Below are 1,843 nucleotides of genomic sequence, written 5' to 3'. Positions count from 1 at the left end.
TCCATCAAAACAAGAAAACTGTGAGTTATCTATATCACAAACCCTTTAAACATAGGCATGTTCATGATTTTTCCCTGCTCTTCGGTGTACGCTGGATTACGATGTTTAGCCATAAATCACCTCTCAATTAGACCCTAGATCTAACTTAGTAAAGTGTCTACTAAACGTGGGGTACTCGGATGCATAACGCCCGCTTAAGGGGCAGACAACGCAAAACAACCACACTCAAACATAACAGCCGTAACCTCAAATGCCATTTGAACCCAAAATGCCCAGCGTTGGATGTCCCTATTGAAGCGTTTGTTATGTGCGAACCTTTATGTGTGACTCAATAAAGCTTTTCCAAAGCCTGAAACACTCTTCAGCAACTTCAAGTGCGTCGTAGCAAGCGTAGCCTGATATCAAAGAAAATTTCGACTTAACACCATTTCCAAACATATTCTCTTGGTGTTGGGCGCCTGAGATACTTGGTTGATGCTTATAACCTGTAACTTTTTGATGTTTCAATTTGCAGTGTTTTGTCGAATTAGCTAAATCAGTACAAATACGCAAGACCGTATAAGATTTTATAAATTTACTGATATCTTCTTTTCTAATGCCTATTTGATTCAGCTCTTCAACCCAGTCCTGCAAATGGTGGCAATGTAAGAAAAAACTATGTACATCATCTTCATGATACTTACGACTTTCCCATGAAATCCTTGTTTCCCCTGCGTATATGGCTCTTAACCTTTCTAAATAACGTTCAACTCTTTCTAACTGTTCCATTTATCTTATCGCCCTAGCACATAACGCCCTGTTAAGGTGTGAGCAACGCAATGCCGAAGCCTCCGTAAACCACCTTAAACACTAGACGCAACACATAGTAAAAATGCCACGCGTTGCGAATCACTCTTAAACAGTTTGTTATGATTCGGACTCACCACCACTTGGACGCAACTGACTTTGAAAACCCAGTAGGAAGTTTCGAAGAACTTGGTCTTTGCATTCTCTGTAATGCTTATTCTCTGGCTTACGGAAAAATGCACTCAGTTCATGCTTGCTCAAACGAAAATCGACAAGTTGCAAAATCTCGAGAATATCCTCAGCCTTCAAGTTCAAAGCAATACGCAACTTTTGGAATACGATATTATTACTTAACTTCTCTTCTGGCTTAGGCTGCTCACCTTCGCGTTTGCCACGCTTGAAATTGATAAAACCGTTTAGAAATACAGCTAACTCTGTATCGCTAAGTTCGACAAAAGATTCATCGTCCTCTTTTTTCAGCCAACTAGTGACTTGTTCATCCGTCACATTTAAGTCTGCTAAAGAGAAGATTTCAGCCATTACGCTGTCTTTTAAATCGAATGTATAACGTACACGGCGCAAAATATCATTATTGGTCAAAATAGTTCCTAGTCTTAGGTAAATCCAGTGCTATCAACGTGATTACTGGAAGACTTGGATTTTATCAGATTTGCGGTTTACTCCCTACCAATTTGCGAGAGAATCATAACGCCGCATTAAGGGGCAGACAACGCAAACCACTGAACTCAAACTAGCCAGCCGTAACCTCAAATGCCAACCAAACCAAAACTGCCAAGCGTTGACTGTCCCTCTTGAATGCTTTGTTATGATTCACATTGCTACCAATGTAGCATTATGCTACAATCATTTAAAACTTACAAGAGGATTATATTATGTCAACTGCAAGCATACGTCTTGATCAAGAACTCGTCGATAAAGCAGCTATCATGGCTAAAGCTTTGAATCGTACAACGCCTAAACAAATTGAGCATTGGGCTAAAATCGGCGAAATGATGGAAGACAATCCAGATCTGCCTTATGAATTTGTGAGACAAGC

The 1,843-nt window shown here is 40.1% G+C and carries 3 protein-coding genes; 1 reads left to right on the top strand and 2 read right to left on the bottom strand.

Going from position 1 to position 1,843, the window contains the following annotated elements; all coding sequences use genetic code 11:
- Positions 1-303: 303 nt before the first annotated feature.
- Together EXA13_RS16485 and EXA13_RS16475 are read right to left on the bottom strand one after the other, a co-directional pair.
- Entirely contained in the window at positions 304-768 is a 465-nt protein-coding gene (locus EXA13_RS16485) for a hypothetical protein (protein WP_238134084.1), read from the bottom strand.
- A 138-nt stretch (positions 769-906) separates the two neighbouring features.
- A complete protein-coding gene (locus tag EXA13_RS16475) occupies positions 907-1,386 on the bottom strand; it encodes a DUF1456 family protein (RefSeq protein WP_238134082.1) in 480 nt (159 codons plus the stop codon).
- A gap of 293 nt (positions 1,387-1,679) precedes the next feature.
- Between EXA13_RS16475 and EXA13_RS16470 the strand changes: the two genes are divergently transcribed.
- Positions 1,680-1,843: ParD-like family protein (locus tag EXA13_RS16470; RefSeq protein ID WP_238134033.1), on the top strand; the 164-nt coding region annotated here is incomplete at its 3' end.

This window comes from Vibrio cincinnatiensis, assembly GCF_022113815.1.
GTDB lineage: Bacteria > Pseudomonadota > Gammaproteobacteria > Enterobacterales > Vibrionaceae > Vibrio > Vibrio cincinnatiensis_A.
The sequence above is the reverse complement of the archived record's forward strand: the minus strand, read 5'-3'. Positions and strand labels throughout refer to the sequence as shown.